Genomic DNA, 16,866 nt, shown 5'->3' on the forward strand with positions numbered 1-16,866 from the left:
CAATGAATACTCGTTCGTCCGCAATGATCATGAGCCTTTGGCTCGCCGCCGGAGTGGCCTTGACGACTTCGATCGCCAGCGCCCAGGAGGCAAAAGAAGGTACCGCCTACGAGGTCAAGCTTCCGACCACGCCCGCGAAGAGCGTCGAGCCGACCGAGAAGCTGGCTAAGGCCGGCAAGATCGTGATGTGCACGGAACTGGGCAATCCGCCCGGTGGTTTCCTGGCTGAAGACGGGGTAACCCCCAAGGGATTCAACGTTGACGTCATGTCGGCAATCGGCCCAGTCATGGGCATCAAAAGTGAAGTGGTTCACTACCCGTTCGCAAGTATATTCGCTGCCCTCGACACCGGCAAATGCGATGCGGTTATGTCCAACAATTCGAAAAGCCCGGCCCGTATTGCTAAGTACAACTTCGTCGAATACATCCGCGAACGCATGGGGCTTCTCGTCCCGAAGGGAAACCCTCTTAATATCAAGACATATGAGGATCTTGCAGGCCATCGCGTCGCGGTACTTGTCTCGAGCACGAATGAACGGTTGCTGAAAGAGGCGAGCGCGAAAGTCGAAGCTGAAGGCAAGCCAGCTATCGAAATTCAATCCTACCCCCAGAATACAACCACGTTCCGCCAGCTCGATCTGAAGCGCGTCGACGCATTTGTCAGCGACGCTATGACGTTGTCCTACTTCATGAAGCTTACGGACGACAAGTATGAGATCGGCGGCCTTCCGATCGATCCCCTAACGATCGGAATCGTCCTCAGAAAGGACGATCCTGCATTGCACGAAGCAGTGCGTAAGGCCTACGTCGCTCTTTTTGAGGGCGGCTATGTCGAGCAAGCGGCCAAGACCTGGGGTATGGATGGCCACGTCGAGCTGTGCCGCGATGACAAGCAGTGCCCGTGATCGGGCGATGACGCTGTAAGCTCCATGCGTTCGGGCAGCTGTAAGGCTTTAGCTTGCCGCCGCGGCGGCAGGCTTCCGTCATAAGAGGACCATCTCTCGGCGCGGCGGACTCAAACAAAATAAATGGGGACCATTATCGAAATGCAGTTCGATATCACCTTTTACCTGGATTTTGTCTTCAATCCTCGCCCGGCGCTTCTGCGAGGCCTGCTGACGACGGTGCTGGTGGCATTCGCCTCCATGGTCATCGGCGTCGTGCTGGGACTGGTGCTTTCGCTTTTCGGGCTTTCGCGATTGCGTGTGCTTCGCTGGTTCAACAGTGTTTACATCTTTGTGTTTCGAGGCACCCCACTTCTAGTGCAGGTCATTATCATCTATTTCGGGCTGCCCTACCTCACCAATATTGACCTTTTTCCACAAGACTTTCACCTGTTCGGGTTTATTTCACTCAGCGGCACAATAGTCGCGGGAGTGACCGCGTTTGCATTGCATGAGGCCGCATTTTTCAGCGAAATATCCCGCGGCGCGATCGCGTCGGTAGATCACGGGCAGTGGGACGCTGGCAAGGCCGTGGGAATGACACCGAGGCTGCTGATGCAGAGAATCATTCTGCCACAGGCGATCCGCATCATGCTGCCACCGCTGGGCAACCAGATGAACGGCATGTTCAAGGCGACATCACTCTTATACCTGATCGCAGTTCCGGAGATGTTGTTCATCGCCGATGCAGTCAACTCTGTGACATTCAAGACTTTCGAGGTCTATCTCGGTGTATCGATCTATTACCTGGCCCTGACAACCGCGTGGAGCTTCGTCCAAGCCGCATTGGAGAAACGCTATTCAAAGGGGTTCGCATCGATATGACACCGCTCCGTCCCCCATTCTGCAAGCGTCTTCGCGCTAAGCCACAAATTTCTCGTGAACGCAGACAAGTTGCTCCGGGAGCTCAACCATGAACTTCGATTTCAACTACTTCCTTGAGCTGGTTTTCTCGCCGCCCTCGCAGCTTTTGTATGCTGTTTGGATCGCAGTCTCCGTCACACTTACCTCGATGATAGCTGGCGTGGTGGCCGGCTTGTTTCTGGCCCTGTTCGGATTGAGCCGCTTCGGTGTGCTCAGGGGGTTCAACTGGCTCTACGTCTGGTTCTTCCGCGGTACGCCAATTCTTGTCCAGCTGTTTCTGATTTATTTCGGGCTGCCATACCTCATCGGCGTCGATATTTTTCCGTCCACGATCAGCACACCGGTCTTCTCGATCAGCGGCGCTATTGTCGCCGGGATTTTAGCCTTTAGCCTCCATGAAGCAGCTTACATGAGCGAAATCACGCGTGCTGGTATCAGGTCGGTCGACAATGGACAAAGCGAGGCTGCGAAGGCACTCGGCATGATGCCATCGATGGCGATGCGTCGTATCATTCTTCCCCAGGCGCTGCGCATAATCCTGCCATCGCTCGGAAACCAGTGCAACATGATGTTCAAGACCACCGCGTTCCTGAGCGTTATCGCCGTACCGGAACTCGTCCATGTTGCTGACAGCATGCGATCGCAAAACTTCAAGACATTTGAAGCCTATGCCGCGATTTCCGTCTACTACCTCGTCCTGACCGGAGTATGGACTGGGTTGCAGCAATGGATCGAGAACCGGCTTTCCTGGAGCCCGCGAACCGCCGCGCGAAGACCAGACGCAAAAGCTGCCAACCTCTTACAAATGGATACCTGATATGGCCGATCATTCCGAAGGCAGCGTCGCACCTGCCGTTGAACTCCGCAACGTGAGCAAATCATTCGGCACCTTGAGCGTGTTTGAAAATATCTCGATGACCGTTCGACCCAAAGAGACTGTTGTCGTGATCGGTCCGTCTGGATCAGGCAAGACGACGCTTATTCGGTGTATAAATCATCTCGAAGAAATCCAGAACGGCGAGATATTTATGAATGGAACCCTCGTCAGCAACAAGATTGTTGGCGGCAAGAAGGTTGACCTCAGCGAAAAGGAGAAGGCCTCTATACGACGCAACGTCGGTATGGTCTTCCAGCGGTTCAATCTTTTCCCACATCTGACCGCCCTTCAAAACATCATTGAAGCACCGGTCCATGTGCTCAAGCAGACAAAACGGGAGGCGACCGAGCGCGGGTTGGCGCTCCTCGATCGTGTGGGTCTGACAGACAAAAGAGATCAGTATCCCGCTCAATTATCAGGAGGACAGCAGCAGCGTGTCGCGATTGCACGTGTCCTCGCCATGAATCCAGAAGTCGTGCTGTTTGATGAACCAACCAGCGCGCTTGACCCTGAAATGGTTGGCGAGGTTCTAGCTGTTATGAAGGAACTGGCGGGAAAAGGAATGACCATGATTGTCGTGACACATGAGATGGGATTTGCCCGTGAAGTGGCTGATCGTGTCGTTGTTATGGACAAGGGCTCCATTATCGAGGAAGGACCACCTGAGCAGATTTTCTCGGCACCGAAAAACGCGCGTACAGCGTCCTTCCTGGAACGTATTGCTTGACCGCAACAGAGGTCGAGTAATCGAGCCATCATTGGCTCCGAACCGACTTCCTGGGCGATCAGGGTTGGAAAAACAAGGTCGCTGGCCCGGAGAGGCTTAAATGACGGTCCGAAACCCTGCGGATCGACGCAATGGAACAATCGTCATGGCTATCTCCGCAACTACCCGCCTTTCGGAATTCATCGCGAACGTACGCGAATTGCCGACGGAGGTTTCGGAAAAAGCCAAGCTACATATCGCGGATACTCTGGCATGCATCTATGCCGGTTCCGCTTCTGAAGCCGTAGCGCTTTTGGAGCGGGTCTGCGCACCTTCCGACGACAACGCGCCATTTATCGCCCCCGGTTTGGGACGCTGGAGCGATCCGGCTCTGGCGGCCATGCTTATCGGTGTCTGCGCGCACGCGGACGATTTTGACGATACCAGCGAGTATTCGATGAATGGTCATCCCAGCGCGCCCATCGTCAGCGCGCTGATACCGACCGCCGTTGCGACAAAAGCGAGCGGTATGGCAATGCTTCGCGCCTATGCTGTTGGGATCGAGGTAGCTTGCAAGCTCGGCAGCGCCATCGGCACGGCACATACGCGTCGCGGTTGGCACACTATGTCGACCCTCGGAACTCTCGGCGCCGCGGCTGCCGCCGCCCATCTTCGTGGTCTTCATACCGGTCAAACCGAGCGTGCCCTGGCAATCGCCTCTTCTTTCGCTGGAGGGCTTCTGGGTAACACGGGAACCATGACCAAAAGCCTCCATTGTGGGCGTGCGGCGCAGGCCGCCTATCTCGCCGCCGCGCTTGCCGAGCAAGGTTTCTCCGCCGGCGCGGATATCCTGGAGGCCGAGAATGGGTTTCTGGCCGCACTAACCGACCGATCTAAGGACCGCATCGACCTCTCTGGAATTGGTGACGTTTGGGAACTGGTTTCTCCTGGCCTCGCTGTAAAGCTTTACCCATGCTGCAGTTGCACCCATCTGGCCATCGACGGGGCGATTGAAATTCAACGCCGTCATGCGATCGACCCGGAAAGAATTGAGCAAGTCACGTGTGCGGTTCGCGAAGAATGCACGCATTACTTGCGCTTCCCCAATCCGGCTACCGGCATCGAGGGCAAATTCAGCATGAACTACACAGTCGCCGTGGCGTTGGCGCGCGGCAAAGTGACACTGGACGATTTCGAAACGGCCGCTCTGGGGCATGACGATATCGCATTGCTCATGCCTAAGGTTCACATGGTCGTTCGCCCAGACGAGAAGGACGCTGGGGAAATCGAGGTAATCCTGAAGGGCGGATTACGTTTGACGGCGTACCGGGACGTTCCCCGAGGATCTCCAGAAACCCCCGCAGATTGGGAAGATATCATCGGAAAGCTGCGGGACGGCCTGGCGCGAGCCGGGAGACTTAGGCCGGTCCATCCTGAAACGCTTTTTGCAGGATTGCGAGAAATGGATAAACAGTCCGAATTTCTCGATCTCTTGCGCACATGATTTTCCAGCAGGCCTTGCCGGGAATACTGGCCAGAACAATAGTGTCCTGGGTAAGTGAATCCGCGCCTTCAGTAGCAACGCTCTAGCACGCGCACATCGTCAGGCGTTTCAGAGAGTTAGCGAGGGGACGCGCTTTAATAGTCAATGCGTCTAGAATGTGAGGAGTTGGGCCAGGATGACCACGCCGAAAATAGACCTCTCACATCTGGCAGCTTTTATCACCGCCTGCGATAGTATCAGCATGTCGCGAGCGGCGGATGCGATTGGACTCACAACCTCTGCCTTCAGCGCACGACTGCATGGGTTGGAAACGCGGCTTGGGTTGAAACTCTTCGCTCGCCACGGTCGGAACATGTGGCCGCTGCCATCAGCCGTTTGGCTGTATAATCGGAGTGTCCGCCTTCTGCTGGCGGAGGAATTTCTGCGCCTGCGCCTGCGCGTTCGCTCGGGCGCCGAAGAAACTATTCGAAGCGTTATCATCCAATTGGACGAAGCATATACAGGAACGTATATGGCGCTTGCTGTCCAGGACGCGATCCGACGCGTGCATTCCATCCAGCAGGATTGCTTTCTCGATCTTATTTCGTCGCGTCATTCGCCTTTTGAGTCACGCGCCGACCAGCAGCCTATGATTGCAAACTCCTCGTCAATATTGGAGTTGTCCGTCCGGTGCACCAAAGGAAATAACAGACCAGACGAACCTTCCGTGATGCCCATCGGTACGTGGATGGCGGTAGGTGAAGGTGCGTTCGATCCGCAGATGAATAAGGATGCGCTCAGAGACATGATAGTTCCCGAACTCCCGGGAACATTGAGCGATGACATAGCACGACACCCTAATTGGCCCCGGCTGTCGCACAAAGTCGGTACAGCGGCAGTTGGCCTTCAAGACTACTTCGGCATGGCACTTCTCTTTTCCAGTCATGACCTTCTGTTGCCGCGGCCGCTTATGCCAGCCCGTATTGCAGATATTGCACCACGAATGTACGCGGTGCCTGATGGTCCACCTTGCGTCATTCATGCGCGCGAGTCGGGATTGGACCCCGTTATGCAAACATTCCTGGCAGAGTTGCGGCGGTCTCTTTCAACAGACGGCTCGTCCGGCGGCCGCTTCCAGCCCTTCAGCCCTGCGGCGACGCTAAAGCAGATAGCAACGTTCAACCTTGTCGTGAAAACGGGCAGCATGGCCGCCGCTGCGCGCGCTGTTGGCCTGACTGCTCCTATGGTCCCGACGCAGATCGCTCTGCTTGAAACTGCCCTGGAAACCTCATTGATTGTTAAGGGCCGCGGGGGTTCCACTCCAACGGAATCCGCCATGAGGCTACATCCTATCTGCCTTGGGATCGAACAATGCTTCAATGATGCTCTCGCAAAGAGCGGCAAGGTGGCTGCGGAGTTCCGGCAGTCTATTCGCATCGGTCTACCCCCGAGCTGGAGCAGCGATTCGCGCACGTCGGAATGCATGGCCGAAGCGTTGAGCGCGTTTCACCGTGAATTTCCAGATTGCCGGATTGAAGTCGTTGAAGGTCCCCGTGACACTCTCCATGGAGGAGTACGCAGCGGTCAACTTAATATAGCTGTCGTGGGGAGAGTTGACCTTCAAGTCGGGAGTTTACCCGTAGGCGCGAGCGAAGACATTTCGTTAATCGTAAATAAGAACGTTGGGTTTTGTCCACAATCCAAACGCGTGTCTGCCGACGAGCTACGGGGAATTCCGCTCATTCTGGCACCGGCACAAGTGACGATGCATCAAACTCTGATTACGGCGCTTGCCAAGGCGACGGTGCAACTCGAACCAGTCATGCGACTTGGCTCAATCCCGTTGATTGTTTCGGTCATACGGCGCTCGCCATTCGGGACGATATTGCCCGCTTCTGTCGTGCGCAAGGAGCTTGAGGATGACTTGGTAGAGGCCTTCCCCCTCGACCATATCGTGCCCAGACGGCGTCTATGGGCGATTTTTTCCACCGACAATCCACTCAGTGAAATCGAACGTCGGCTAGTTGGGCATATAAAGGACGCGTTTGCCGGCACGTTCTGAGCGCGATACACCAAGAAACAAAAAGATGGGCGACCGTTTGTCCGGCCAAGCGCTCATCGATATGTCCCAGGAAAAACGATGTCCTGGTCGACAAGGACATTGAACTTGTAACCCGGCCGGATCTCGAGAGTCGGCTGCACGTCCATATTTCTCTGGATGGTCCGGTCTGCGACACGACCGAAGGTCTCGGCAAAATTCCGCCGGGCGGCATCCGAGGCGGTGTCCTGTGTCGCCAGCGTCGAACTCTGCGGAACGGCCATGTCGATCCCCGTGCCGATCACCGCAATGAGGATCGCCGATCCAAATGTCTGGAGCCACTTCCTATCGACCTTGTCGCGAAAGCCGCTGTAACCTTGCGCGTCTGTGCCAGCCATGCCGCCGATCTGGAGCGTTGAGCCGTTCGGGAAGATGATGTCGGTCCAGACGACCAGAACACGGCTCTGGCCAAACGAGACCTTGCTGTCGTACCGACCGAACAGTTTCGTTCCCTGCGGGATCAGAAGCCGATGTCCCGTCGCTGAATCATAGACGTTCTGGCTCACCTGGGCGGTGATGCGACCGGGAAGGTCGGAATTGATCCCGGTGATCAAGGTCGCGGGAACGACCGAGCCGCGCTTGAGTTCGTAAAGCGACTGCTGGGGCACGACACGGTTCGGAAGATAGCCGAGCTCCTTGAGGTCGGCATTGAAGAAATCCTCCTTGGATTTCTGGCCGTTCGGATCAACATTTTGACCGCCGAGTCCCGCACGAAGAGCGGCCGAGTACAGGTCGGATGCGCCCGGTGTCGTCGCAGTGGAAACGCCGTTCGTCTTCGTCGCGGCGGTGTCGTTTGTATCTGATCCCTGCCTGTCGAACTTGCCGCGGTCGACAGCGATCGGTGAGTCATAGGCGGCGTCATTGGCCTGCAGCCGGGCCATTCTCTGGCGCTGCCGCTCACGAAGATATTGCTCTTCCTGCTCGCGCTGCAAACGGGCGCGCCAGGCCTGTTCAGATTCCAGTTGCTGTTCCGGCCGTGCCTCTTGCCTTTGACCGGGCTGCGGGGTGAACGGATTGACCGAGCGCTTCTCTTCCTGCGTCTCGACCGGCGTCGGCTGCAGCGTCGTCACCTGCTGCGGCTCGCCGATGATGCCGTCCGAAACGCCGCGCTTGATCTGATCGGCGAAGGTTGACGCCGGATTGCCGGAGCTTGTGTCCGGTCCGGTGTCGCGGAAATAAAGCCCGCGCGACGTCAGGCCGAAGAAGATGACGGCGAGGAAGGCGACGACCAGCACGACCACGACGATGATCGGCAGACGGTTGATCCGGCGCATACCGGAGCCCGTCTCCTCGTTCTTGGCGCCGCCGAGCTTGGCCCAGTCGGCCCGAAGCTGCGATTTTGGCCAACTCAAAGAACAGATGGCGAACTCGTGATCAAATAGAATCTGACGGTGCGCCTTGACCTTCCAAGGCGCGGTAGACAGTCATCCTGGAAATGTTCAGGTCGCGGGCAACGGCGGCTTTGGTCGCGCCAGCAGCAATCCGCCGGCGGATTTCGGCGTCATCGACATTCTTTTTCCGGCCCTTATAGATGCCGTCAGCTTTTGCCGCGTCGATACCCGCTCGTTGCCGGTCCTTGATGAACTTGAGTTCCATGTCGGCGACCATGCCGAGGATGGTGATGACCATTCGGCCCATGCTGCCTGCCGTCGTGACTTCCGGTTCAAGGACGCGCAGGGATGCGCCCTTTTCGTCAAGCTCCTGAACGAGATTGAGAACATCGCGGGTAGATCGACCGAGCCGATCAAGCCGCAGAACCACCAGTTCGTCGCTTGCATGCAGAAACTGCATGATGGTTTCCAGCTCAGAGCGACCTCTCCGGGAGGCTCCCGATCCGGTTTCTGACCGGATGATTTCGCAACCGGCGGCCTTCAGCCGCTCGTTTTGAATATCGAGATCCTGGTCTGTGGTGCTGACGCGAGCGTATCCGATGCGGGCCATTGCGAATCTGTCACATTAGGGTGGTTTCGATTGCGTAACGTCACTTTGATCGAAAATCCACCTTTTTGTTACACATCGTTGCGTAACTCTCCAACGTCTCGCTAGGGTATACCCAAAAGTGACGCTGGGCAAAACGCTGTCGCAAAAGTCACCCGCTTCAGGCAGACTTTTCCGACCGACATTTGCGACAAGGGAGCGGGAAGGCTTCCCGCTCCCTGCTCTTCAAGAGATCAAATCGACGACTTTCGAAAAGTCGAGGTTTTGAGGCGTAATCCAACCCATTTCGCGTGGTGCTTGGTCTTTCGGCTCGCGGGTTAGCGGAACGGTGTTGTCCACAACTGTAAGCCCAAAATTTGCCGCCCAGACAGCGCCGGTTCCCTTCAAGAAGAAACCAAAGAAAAGCGATATGCCTTCCGATGGCACATCCACGACGATCCTGCGGGTGGTCCAACCATTGTCACCAAAGAGCCATCCGTCAGGGTGATGCTTCAAATTGTCGAATGCGAGGGAGTGTCCAGGCGATTTATCGACCCGCGCCCATAGGGTTGCGCCGTGCGAAACCCGCTCGGTCGCCAAGTCCGCGCGAATTTCAAGCCGTTTTCCATGGTAGGGTGTTGCCGCGATGGTTTGCGCGAGCGTTCCGAACACCCGTGCCGTATCGCGATATCGTGTGAATGGGAACCGTGTGTAGCGGATCAGCGCCGCCCTCCGGCCGGACCCGAGTGCGTTGTCATCAACTCCATAATCGAATTCGGTTGGGTGCTCGCCCACGAAATCCCAGGACTGAAGCGCTTGCATGCGGCGTGCATCGGAGGCTTCGGTCCGCTTGATCCTAGCTGAGAGGGTATTCCAATCATCCAGCCCAAATTGCTTTGCGATGATATTCAGGCTTTCGCCGTGAGAGATATCGACATTCTTCTCGCGTAGAGAAGATTCGAGAACTTTCGCCATACGTTTGGCGTCTCGGTAGGTGTGCATTGAGTTTCCCTGTGATGGGTCAATCCAAAAGCCAGTGCTCACGTTGCTGACGGATCGACCTCTCGCAAGGAAATTGATCGTCATTCAGATGCTTTCACCATCCCGGATGGGCGTGAGCGGCCGGCAGCATCAACCTTGCTTGCAAAAATGTTCGTTCGGCCGATTCCTGTCAAGGCTCGCCGGGCGTAAAGACAGGATCAGCTCGTTCAGCACCCCGTTGAGATATCCGGGCCGTTCCAGTGGAACGTAATGACCACAATCTGGGACGATCTGAAGCCGCCCATGTTGTGCCTGCTTCGCCTGCTTCGAACTAGTCTTGAGACCAGGCGCAATGTCGTCTTCGCCGGTGACGACCAGAATTGGCTTCGGTAAGCTTGACAGAACCTGGTCTCTGCTCGGCCGCGTGTGAAACACCCTGACACCGTTCTCAATGTCGTGTAGCGACTGTCGAAGCGCGTTGGTCTTCGCGGTCTCGACCACCTGACAGTCGGTTGATCTTGAAAATAGCGGAGCCCAATAGGTTTCCCATGCTGCTTCTGGCCCCTGTTCCTGAAGCAATTTCAGAGCCGAAGATTGGAAGGCCGGCTCCGGCCTGTGGCGCGCTTTCGTTCCGATCAGAACCAGAGCTGCTATTCGGTCGGGTGCAAGTGCGGCAACTTCCAGCGCACAAGACCCCCCAATCGAACAACCAACGACGATGATATGATCACCTTCAACCAGCTCCAGAGCTTTGACGGCCCACTCCTCGATATTCTCACCCAAAGAATAGAGCGTTGGTGCAAAGGTCGATCCGGGCAGCAGATGCATTTGGTCCGCCCACATCGAGCCGTCGAAAGGCAACGCGTGCAAAAGCAACATTTCCATATATCGACATTCTCTTATTTGTCGCAATAATCCCAACAGAAGTTGGAATTTTGCGCTTGAGTTTTGCAACGCGCACTTTCGCGCCGCTGCTCAGGCAGCGATTTTGCCGAAATCTATCCGGCTGTCCAGATCGAGATCGAACCGGCCGTAGGGATTGACGTGGGCATAGATCAGCGGCGTGAGGCCGCGATAATCTTCCGGTGCCATGCGGCCTTCCCACAACGGTTCGGCGAGCACCGTTTGCAGCATGCGCGTATTCACATAGACGAGCGATGCTTGAGGCAGATGCAGCGCCAGCGCGGAAACCTCCTGCTCATCGGTGCGGTTGGTTGCCATCTCACCGCCCTTGCCGAAGAAGACGAACCCGTTGGCGCTGTTCCAATTTTCAACAACATTAAGCCCTTCATGAATTTCCCGACGAAATGCTTCTTGCCGTAAATAGCGACATAGAAAGATCGTCTTGACCGCGCGACCAAGCTCGCTCAACGCTCTGTAGGTCGGGTGCATCACTTCCGCCCGCGCGAAACGGCGCAGGATCGCCTCGGGGTCAGCTGTGCGCGTCTGCATGGCGGCGGCATATTTGACCATTTCGTCATATTGCTGCTCGATCTCCTCCCAGTTGATCGGGTTGGAAAGGATCGGAAGCAGGTTCGGCAATCTTGTCCGGAAGCTCGCATCCGGTAACGCCAGTTTCTGCCGGGCAATCGCCTTCAGGCGTGGGGCGAGTTCAAAGCCGAGCAACCGGCAAAAGGCAAAACCAACGGCGCTCTGCCCGTGGCTGTCGACATATTGCCGCTGGATTTCCAGATCGGTGCAATGCCGGAGAACGCCTTCGATCATCGATGCGACCTCCGATGACGAACACCGTTTGAGCTGGGAATAGACGCAGGTGGCGCGCTTTTCGACATGCCAGTAAATCATAACGCCGCGCCCGCCATAGCGGGCATGCCATTCGGTCATCAGGTTGCGATCCCAGGCTCCGAATTTAGTGGAATCCGATGCGCAGGCGGTTCCTGCATCACCCCAGACCGCTGCATTGCGAATTGCAAGCGTGGCATTGGCGACCCGACCGCAGGCTTCCCGCAAAGCGCCCGCGTGAACGAAGCGACGATGCACATGCAGAAGCTCCTCATAGCTGGCACCGGCGACCCGCTTCAGCCCGGCATTGGTGCCGAGGCCATAGAGGCAAAGAAGCAGTCGTTGATCCAGAACAGCCTTGGGCAGCGCGACGCGGGACGCCGACGTTTCGAACGCGTCGAGAAGCCCAGTGTCGAGGGCTGCTTCCTTCAGGACATCAAGAAGGCCGGTCATCGGCCAGCGCTGACCGATTTCCGATTTGATGGCGGCCAGCCCCTTCGGCTCTGGCGCTGGCTTGAAAGGCGTGATCGAAATCCGGTTTTCGCCGCGCCAGAGGATGCGAACCTTCTCGTTTCGCGGGATTGTCTCATTCAGCAGTAGCAACGCATGCTCCAACTCTTTGCGAACTGACGTTACAAATTCGCTGGCATTTCGCGTCAGGTTCAGCCGGGAGTAATAAGAGGAGCGTCGAGCCGCAAAATCCTTCGGCAGATCATCGTCGGGATTGCGGTAACGGTCAGCGCCGACAACCCAGATTTCCTTGGACCGGATGCATTCCCGCAATTGGGTCAGGACGCAGAGTTCATAACTGATGCGGTTGACCCGACCATTTCCGTCGATGACCGAACTGCGCCACTTTGCCGGGATCACGCCTTCTATCGGCACCTCGTGTTGCGGCACGAACCGGCACCCATCATCCAGCCTCGCCCTGATCCAGTCGAGAGCGGACAAGACCGGTCGCCAGACCGTATTGTTCGAGCGGAACTCAAGCACTGAAAGCAGACTTGGCAGCATTCGACGATAGTGATTGGCCCATGAATTGCGCATCACCGCGTAAATGCGGCGGTCAAGCGCGCCTTTGGCATTGCTCTCCTTGATGATCGCCGCCAGCTTTTCCTTGCCGACAATCGGGAAAATGACATCGCAAATGCGACCAACCGGATCGTCAATCGATGCTGTAGCAATATCGACGAGCAGCCGTTCCTTGCCATAGACCCGCTCAACATCTTTGGCGATATCGCCCACCACCTTTCGTTTCGACCGGGTTACGATCTTGTGCACCGTCTCCACCAGAAGACCATCGCATCCGTGATCGCCGTTTCCCGCGCCATCAGATACACCGCATAAAGCGCGAGTTGGCGAGCCTCCGTGTGACGGCGCATCTCCGACGCCTTTTCGCCGGAAACGCGGCGGACGACATGTTCAATCCACGCCGGGTTAATGTTCGAGAGAAAACGCCGGGGAAGAGCGAGCTTTCGGATGAACGACAGCCGCTCGGTGACTTCCAGAATGTTGTCCAGCGTTGCCCGACCTGCATCGGCTTTCATCGCATTGAAGCCCGTCGGTCCTTCTGCGTCAGCCAGGGAGCTTTCCATCGCTGCAACAGTCTCAGGCGGAAGCGCGGCGCTCACCTCATGAAGCCAACCATCCAGATATTGTTGGCGTTGCGAGCGAACCAGCCGTTCCAGTTCCTTGGCCGAGGGACCATAGATATCGCGATCCCGGCACCAGAGGAACACCGCCTCAAGCATAGCGCTGACAGATCGGCCGGATGGGCAAAGGTCGTCGATAATCCAGAAAGACAGCGCTTCCCGGTCCACCCGCTTCATGCGGCGAAATCCGAGATATTGTAAAATCTCGGCGCAATGCCGACGGGCAGTTCTCCCGCTGAAATCATAGCCGGATAGTTCGTCGGCTCGGACGCCGATCTGCTCGGCCAGATATTCGGCAGCATCGTTCGGGACCAATGTGCCATCGTCAGCGAAAAAACCGCGTGCGCTGAAGAACTTCAACTGCGTTGCCAGACCCAACCTTGTTATTGCCGGTTTGGAATTGATGAAATCTATGTCGGCGAAGCTCAGGCTCCATTGGCCGACAAAATCCGAACTCGAAATATCCGTACTCATTGCAACGCTCCTCAAATCGGAGCGCAATGTCACGAACAGACGCTTATCAGGTCAATCCCGCAGGCTATGTTCCCACAACGTTCTTCGGGTTGGCCAAAATCGCAGCTTCGGGCCGACTAGGCCTTTGCCGGTCCGAGCGCTGAGCCCTGGGTTGCGGGAAGCGGGAGCACGTGGGGCCCTCGCCAGGCAGTCCCGTCGGCTGGGCAATGGTGAACGCAGTTGCTGGAGGTTGGCGCCTGCTTCACATCATCGAACCTGAATTGCTCCGGCAATTCGAGCAGCGCCGTAGCTTCGCATGCAAGACTATGGCTCGCCGCCGTTTGCTCCTCGACCATGTCGTTTGTGCGTTCTCATATTAGTCGACGTTGTCGATGGTCTCGATGATGTCGCAGCTTTTGACGAGCGACGAGACACCCTGGTTCAGCAAGACAACGAGAACGTCCGTCGAAGGCACGGCAATTTCTAGTTTCTCAAGATGCATAGGCTCCCACACGTGCTCAGGATCTCTCTTCACTTCGCGCTTGAGGTAGAGAACCGCCTGGCGGGCAGCCTCTGCAGTTCCATAGAAATGCCGTTGACCCCCGTCTTCATGCCAGCGCTGCTTGCGCTGAGCGGTTGCCGGCGAATAACTGTACAATGTGCAATGCAATCCATCTGCCAATTTCATTCCTCCGGGATCCCGAGTGTGCGGCGGTCAAAATCGTATTCCGTTCAGATCAGTTTCCTTCTGATCGCGAGCGCGGTGAGATGAGCTTTGCTGCGGACGTCGAAGCGCTTCATTGCCTCGCGAAGCTTGACGCGGACACTGTTGTACTTGACCCCCTCCACGTCCGCGATCTCCTCCATCGTCTTACCGACGGCGATCCATCTCAGATAAGTCGCCTCTTTTGGATCGAGCCACGCGGCATCTTCCGCGGTGGGCGAGGTGCGAAGGAAGGAGATGCGGGCATGGAGCTGCCCGACGGCCGCCGCTGCTGCAACCGCATCGATCTCCCGATCAAGCGGGATTGCCGTCCTCTCCGACGCCAGCGTGAACATCGACATCGAACCGTTGGCGGTCCTGATGGGGATGGTGATGCCGGAGCGGATGCCAAAATCGGCCGCTTGTGCATAGAAGGCGCGTTCTTCCTCCGATAGCTTCGGCCTCTCCTGTTCGCCAGACCAGGCGAAGACCTGCTTCCTGGATCTTGCGCGTTTGACGACCGGGTCGAGAGCGTCGAATTTCTTGTCGAAGTAGAGCGACCGCCAATCGTGATGATAGTTGGTCACGGCGATGATGTGCTTGTGCTGGATGTGGAGATAAGCATAGCCGGTGAAGCCGAAATGGTCGGCGACGTCCGCCAGCCCTGTTTTGAGGATGCACCCATCGCCCTCAATTGCCGTAAGATCGGTCAGCTTGTCCAGCCAATGCTGCATTCTCTATCTCCTTCTAGGTGTCGCCAGTATCCTCGTCGTCGCTGTTCGTCCGACAGCATATCGAGGACATCGATGGCTGAACTTCAGATGGGATGTGGCTTCCCGGTCTCACCAGGTTGCTCATGCGGCCTCTCCTGAGAATGTGAAATCGTAGCAGCCTGAAGCCGTGATCGTTGCCTTGCCTTGGGAGAACGAAACTACTAGCCGAGCAAACTCGGCGTCGAAATTCCAGCTTAGAACAAGGCTTCCGGTGTCATCGGTTGCTACCTCGAACGATCCATTGAAGGCCGGATGGGTGTTACGGAAGCGGATCAAGTCCGACAGTCGTTTGACGAGCGGCGATTCAAGAGCGAGATCAATTTCCCGGTCTTCGTAAAAGTGCCGATTGATGTCACGCCCGACGCCCGTCTTTCCCAGCAATTCCATGTCATTGATCCCGCCCAGGAGGCCGACGTAATAGACTTGCGGGATACCGGGTGCGAAAAACTGGATTGCGCGGGCGATGAGGTAGTCGTCGTCGTTACGGCCGAGCGCGTCGTAATAGGTGCAGTTCACCTGATAGAGGTCCAGGTTAGAGGCTGCAGCGCCTGTTGCCAAACGGCTCTGTCCCTCTGAGCGCCTGTGAATCTCCTCGACCAGATGGTCGATTGCCTGCGGTTCCAAAAGTCCGGGTCGGCCATCACTGTGCGCGCCGACATCGATGACGCCGATCCCGTCGTGAGTGTCGAGGACGGTGATTGCGTTGTGAGGGCTGATCTCCAGCCAACGCGCCAGCGCTGTCGCATCGCCCGTGAACAATGAATGCAATATCAGTGGCGGCAGCGCGAAATCGTATACGCGGTCAACCTTCCTGGCGATTTCGATCTGGTCACGATAGTAGCTGTGAATTTCGACAAGAACCTCCATCCCGCGATCCCGTGCCTTTTCGGCGAGCTTGGCAAGGAAGGCATAGGTCTCATCAATCATGAAGCAACTGGTTCCGGCCTTCTTGATCGCGTAGCCGGCGGCATCGAGGCGGATTGCCGTTACGTTGGCTTCAGCAAAGCGATCGAGGATGGTCTCCAAGTATAAGGCGCCATGGGCACTGTGGACATCAATGTCGATCTGTTGGGGGGTGAATGTGGTCCACAGCATCCGCTGGCGGCCATCTGCAAGCGTGGCCTTTGAAAACGGCAGGCCAGGGCGCGGCCGATAGATATTCAGGAGGTCCTGTTCGCTGGCACCACGGGGAAAGACCTTGCCGAATGTCATGAACATGTCTGCAAATTCTGATTCAGGTCCCTTTGTGATGAAGTCCTGGAACCAGCTCGATTGCGCCGAGACGTGGTTGACGATGAGATCGGCCATGATCTCCACGGAAGCGGCTAGGCCGCGAACGTCATCCCAGTTACCGAGGCGAGGATCGACAATCGTGTGATCGGTGGGATCGAACCCGGCATCAGCGCCGTCGATCGGGTTGAAGAAAGGCAAGGCATGGACGCCGCCGAACAGGCCTTGTAGCCTCCCGTCGAGCAAAGCTCTCAACTCCGGGAAACCGCCTCCGCTTAACCGGTCGACGTAGGTGATAAGTTGTACACTGTTTTTCATTCAAAACTCTCGGTCTACTGTCTGGCGCTTGAGGTACGTTGGTCTTCGACTTCTGTAAGTTGCTTCAGTCGAGGACGGTCGACTTTCTCCAGGACAGCTGTCGATCAAGGTCCGCTCGTCCAAA

15 protein-coding genes and 1 pseudogene are annotated in these 16,866 nt (G+C 56.7%); 6 read left to right on the plus strand and 10 right to left on the minus strand.

The genetic code is table 11. The annotated features are described in order from the left end of the window. The first annotated feature begins 2 nt into the window (after positions 1 to 2). The 6 genes from FS819_RS28400 to FS819_RS28425 all read left to right on the plus strand — a co-directional run bounded on the left by FS819_RS28400 (position 3) and on the right by FS819_RS28425 (position 6,936). Positions 3 to 905 (plus strand): ABC transporter substrate-binding protein, encoded by a 903-nt coding sequence (locus FS819_RS28400; RefSeq protein WP_153517046.1) that lies wholly within the window; start codon positions 3 to 5, stop codon positions 903 to 905. Between the two features lie 141 nt (positions 906 to 1,046). Next, a complete protein-coding gene (locus FS819_RS28405; protein ID WP_060716595.1) occupies positions 1,047 to 1,769 on the plus strand; it encodes an amino acid ABC transporter permease in 723 nt (240 codons plus the stop codon). 88 nt (positions 1,770 to 1,857) lie between these two features. Next, a complete protein-coding gene (locus FS819_RS28410; protein ID WP_060716473.1) occupies positions 1,858 to 2,625 on the plus strand; it encodes an amino acid ABC transporter permease in 768 nt (255 codons plus the stop codon). Between the two features lies 1 nt (position 2,626). Next, entirely contained in the window at positions 2,627 to 3,412 is a 786-nt protein-coding gene (locus FS819_RS28415) for an amino acid ABC transporter ATP-binding protein (RefSeq protein WP_060716474.1), read from the plus strand. A gap of 145 nt (positions 3,413 to 3,557) precedes the next feature. After that, a complete protein-coding gene (locus tag FS819_RS28420; protein ID WP_197433276.1) occupies positions 3,558 to 4,895 on the plus strand; it encodes an MmgE/PrpD family protein in 1,338 nt (445 codons plus the stop codon). A 175-nt stretch (positions 4,896 to 5,070) separates the two neighbouring features. Next, complete coding sequence (locus FS819_RS28425; RefSeq protein ID WP_060716476.1) at positions 5,071 to 6,936, plus strand: LysR family transcriptional regulator; 1,866 nt, start codon at positions 5,071 to 5,073, stop codon at positions 6,934 to 6,936. A gap of 53 nt (positions 6,937 to 6,989) precedes the next feature. On the opposite strand, the gene trbI is transcribed toward FS819_RS28425, so the two are convergent. From trbI to gtfA, 10 genes and pseudogenes are all read right to left on the minus strand, one after another. Beyond that, complete coding sequence (gene trbI / locus FS819_RS28430; protein ID WP_060716596.1) at positions 6,990 to 8,246, minus strand: IncP-type conjugal transfer protein TrbI; 1,257 nt, start codon at positions 8,244 to 8,246, stop codon at positions 6,990 to 6,992. A 100-nt stretch (positions 8,247 to 8,346) separates the two neighbouring features. Continuing rightward, positions 8,347 to 8,913 carry a recombinase family protein gene (locus tag FS819_RS28435; protein WP_060716477.1) on the minus strand — a complete coding sequence of 189 codons (567 nt, stop codon included), beginning with the start codon at positions 8,911 to 8,913 and terminating at the stop codon, positions 8,347 to 8,349. A 222-nt stretch (positions 8,914 to 9,135) separates the two neighbouring features. Further along, a complete protein-coding gene (locus FS819_RS28440) occupies positions 9,136 to 9,975 on the minus strand; it encodes a glyoxalase superfamily protein (protein ID WP_234625151.1) in 840 nt (279 codons plus the stop codon). A 45-nt stretch (positions 9,976 to 10,020) separates the two neighbouring features. Beyond that, on the minus strand, positions 10,021 to 10,755 hold the full coding sequence (locus FS819_RS28445; RefSeq protein ID WP_060716479.1) for an alpha/beta fold hydrolase: 735 nt from the start codon (positions 10,753 to 10,755) through the stop codon (positions 10,021 to 10,023). Between the two features lie 90 nt (positions 10,756 to 10,845). Beyond that, positions 10,846 to 12,903, minus strand: coding sequence for a Tn3 family transposase (locus tag FS819_RS28450; protein ID WP_411910138.1), 2,058 nt, complete (start codon positions 12,901 to 12,903; stop codon positions 10,846 to 10,848). After that, positions 12,879 to 13,739: a DUF4158 domain-containing protein gene (locus tag FS819_RS28455; protein WP_234614335.1), complete on the minus strand. Its 861-nt coding sequence runs from the start codon at positions 13,737 to 13,739 to the stop codon at positions 12,879 to 12,881. Before FS819_RS28455 ends, FS819_RS28450 begins: the two co-directional genes overlap by 25 nt. Positions 13,740 to 13,855: 116 nt before the next feature. After that, a pseudogene (locus tag FS819_RS28460) lies at positions 13,856 to 14,074 on the minus strand (methyl-accepting chemotaxis protein); the annotation flags it as partial. A gap of 20 nt (positions 14,075 to 14,094) precedes the next feature. Next, entirely contained in the window at positions 14,095 to 14,406 is a 312-nt protein-coding gene (locus tag FS819_RS28465) for a hypothetical protein (RefSeq protein WP_060716481.1), read from the minus strand. 44 nt (positions 14,407 to 14,450) lie between these two features. After that, entirely contained in the window at positions 14,451 to 15,155 is a 705-nt protein-coding gene (gene traR, locus FS819_RS28470; RefSeq protein WP_156538608.1) for an autoinducer-binding transcriptional regulator TraR, read from the minus strand. Between the two features lie 120 nt (positions 15,156 to 15,275). Continuing rightward, complete coding sequence (gtfA, locus tag FS819_RS28475; RefSeq protein WP_498724802.1) at positions 15,276 to 16,742, minus strand: sucrose phosphorylase; 1,467 nt, start codon at positions 16,740 to 16,742, stop codon at positions 15,276 to 15,278. Positions 16,743 to 16,866: the final 124 nt, after the last annotated feature.

The sequence above is a fragment of the Allorhizobium sp. Av2 genome (assembly GCF_021462805.2).
Taxonomy (GTDB): domain Bacteria; phylum Pseudomonadota; class Alphaproteobacteria; order Rhizobiales; family Rhizobiaceae; genus Allorhizobium; species Allorhizobium vitis_G.

What these genes read in the sequence shown, in the direction of transcription:
- gtfA (WP_498724802.1), bottom strand. Translation starts at nt 16,742, where the DNA reads ATGAAAAACAGTGTACAACTTATCACCTACGTCGACCGGTTAAGCGGA.
- FS819_RS28445 (WP_060716479.1), bottom strand. Translation starts at nt 10,755, where the DNA reads ATGGAAATGTTGCTTTTGCACGCGTTGCCTTTCGACGGCTCGATGTGG.
- FS819_RS28405 (WP_060716595.1), top strand. Translation starts at nt 1,047, where the DNA reads ATGCAGTTCGATATCACCTTTTACCTGGATTTTGTCTTCAATCCTCGC.
- FS819_RS28440 (WP_234625151.1), bottom strand. Translation starts at nt 9,975, where the DNA reads ATGACGATCAATTTCCTTGCGAGAGGTCGATCCGTCAGCAACGTGAGC.
- FS819_RS28425 (WP_060716476.1), top strand. Translation starts at nt 5,071, where the DNA reads ATGACCACGCCGAAAATAGACCTCTCACATCTGGCAGCTTTTATCACC.
- traR (WP_156538608.1), bottom strand. Translation starts at nt 15,155, where the DNA reads ATGCAGCATTGGCTGGACAAGCTGACCGATCTTACGGCAATTGAGGGC.
- FS819_RS28415 (WP_060716474.1), top strand. Translation starts at nt 2,627, where the DNA reads ATGGCCGATCATTCCGAAGGCAGCGTCGCACCTGCCGTTGAACTCCGC.
- FS819_RS28465 (WP_060716481.1), bottom strand. Translation starts at nt 14,406, where the DNA reads ATGAAATTGGCAGATGGATTGCATTGCACATTGTACAGTTATTCGCCG.
- trbI (WP_060716596.1), bottom strand. Translation starts at nt 8,246, where the DNA reads ATGCGCCGGATCAACCGTCTGCCGATCATCGTCGTGGTCGTGCTGGTC.
- FS819_RS28455 (WP_234614335.1), bottom strand. Translation starts at nt 13,739, where the DNA reads ATGAGTACGGATATTTCGAGTTCGGATTTTGTCGGCCAATGGAGCCTG.
- FS819_RS28420 (WP_197433276.1), top strand. Translation starts at nt 3,558, where the DNA reads ATGGCTATCTCCGCAACTACCCGCCTTTCGGAATTCATCGCGAACGTA.
- FS819_RS28400 (WP_153517046.1), top strand. Translation starts at nt 3, where the DNA reads ATGAATACTCGTTCGTCCGCAATGATCATGAGCCTTTGGCTCGCCGCC.
- FS819_RS28410 (WP_060716473.1), top strand. Translation starts at nt 1,858, where the DNA reads ATGAACTTCGATTTCAACTACTTCCTTGAGCTGGTTTTCTCGCCGCCC.
- FS819_RS28435 (WP_060716477.1), bottom strand. Translation starts at nt 8,913, where the DNA reads ATGGCCCGCATCGGATACGCTCGCGTCAGCACCACAGACCAGGATCTC.